Below are 1660 nucleotides of genomic sequence, written 5' to 3'. Positions count from 1 at the left end.
ACCTCAGTGTGAGTATCGGCTTTGTTTCTTACGTTCCTCAGCATGGTGATGAACCTGAAATGGGCATTGCTATGGCCGACAGTGCGCTATACCAGGCCAAAGCCGATGGCCGTAATCGCACCTGCATCCACCCTAGTTCCTTCTAGCGCTTTGTGACCGCTTGCTCTAAGTTGATAGCAAGCGGTTTAAATCACCGTATTAAACACGTTAAACTGCTTATACCTTGTGTTCTCGTCTGTGATCTCATGGTTCTCGCCAGTTCATCAAGGTGAATGCCTCAAAATCAAACAGACCTAAATTGCGTTAGGCCTTGTACATCTACCCGTTTTCAATATGTCGGGTTGATAGCTTGCTTGTGCCATGGAGTAGTGAATGAAGCCCATGAAAAATCTCGCCCAGTACTATGTAGACTTACTGGTGAAACTAGGGATTGTCCGTTTTTCAATTTTGTTAGCCCTAGCGCTGGTGGCACTTGCTGTCGTCGTACAAGTTGGTATCACTTTGGCTCTCAAAGGGCGCGTCGATGATATCGACATCGTACGTTCCGTTTTCTTTGGTTTGTTAATCACGCCTTGGGCCGTTTACTTCCTATCTGTGGTGGTTGATCAGTTAGAAGAGTCTCGTCAACGATTGACGAAGCTGGTTTCTAAATTGAAAGACATGCGTTCACGCGACCAAGAACTGAACTTCCAACTACAGCAGAACATCGAAAAGCTCAATCTAGAGATTGAAGAGCGGATTAAAGCGGAAGAAGCGCGTGAAGAGGCGATGCAGGACCTAGAAAATGAGGTTTTCCAGCGTGAGCGAACGCAATTAGAGTTAGCAGAGCGTACCGCCTTGTTACGTTCATTCATCGATGCGTCACCTGATTTGATTTATTACCGTAATGCCGATGGCGTCTTCTCTGGTTGTAACCGAGCGATGGAAGAGTTAACGGGCAAGAAAGAGCATCAACTTGTCGGCTTGAGCCCGTGGGATGTCTACAGTAAAGAAATTGCGCAACCAATCGTAGATACCGACCAAAAAGTCTTTAGCGACAACCAAGCGATCACTTACGAGCAATGGTTGGAATACCCTGATGGGCGAAAACACTATTTTGAATTGCGCAAAGTACCATTCTATAGCAAAGACGGTCGCCACTTGGGGTTGGTTGGTTTTGGGCGTGACATTACTGAGCGTAAGCGTCACGAAGAATCTCTAGAAAAAGCCAGCCGAGATAAAACGACGTTTATCTCCACAATTAGCCATGAACTTCGCACACCGTTAAACGGCATTGTTGGCTTGAGTCGAATGTTGCTTGATAGCCCGCTGACGGAAGAGCAGCGTAAGCACATGCAGACGATCAACGTGAGTGCGATTACGTTGGGGAATATCTTCAATGACATCATCGATATGGACAAATTCGATCGTCGTAAGCTTGAACTGTTACCTGCGCCATTGAACTTTGAAGACTTTGTCGCCGAGATAGAGAGTATTTCGGCGCTCATGGCGGAACAAAAAGGACTGCGTTTCGACTTAGAACGTTTGAGTGACTTACCAAAAGCGATCGAGGTGGATGCGACCCGTTTACGTCAGGTGATTTGGAACCTAGTGAGCAACGCGATGAAGTTCACCAAAGAAGGTGGCGTTGTGATGACAGTCAGCGCTGATGTCGAAGAAG

General features: G+C 46.8%; 2 protein-coding genes. Both read left to right on the top strand.

The window, feature by feature from the left end:
* On the top strand, positions 1-146 hold a 146-nt coding region (locus R8N28_RS24195), incomplete at its 5' end, for a GGDEF domain-containing protein (RefSeq protein ID WP_318115288.1).
* A gap of 226 nt (positions 147-372) precedes the next feature.
* Positions 373-1660, top strand: a 1288-nt coding sequence (locus R8N28_RS24190; protein WP_318183543.1) for a PAS domain-containing protein, incomplete at its 3' end; no start/stop codon positions are given.

This window comes from Vibrio sp. Vb1554, from assembly GCF_033344235.1.
The sequence above is the reverse complement of the archived record's forward strand: the minus strand, read 5'-3'. Positions and strand labels throughout refer to the sequence as shown.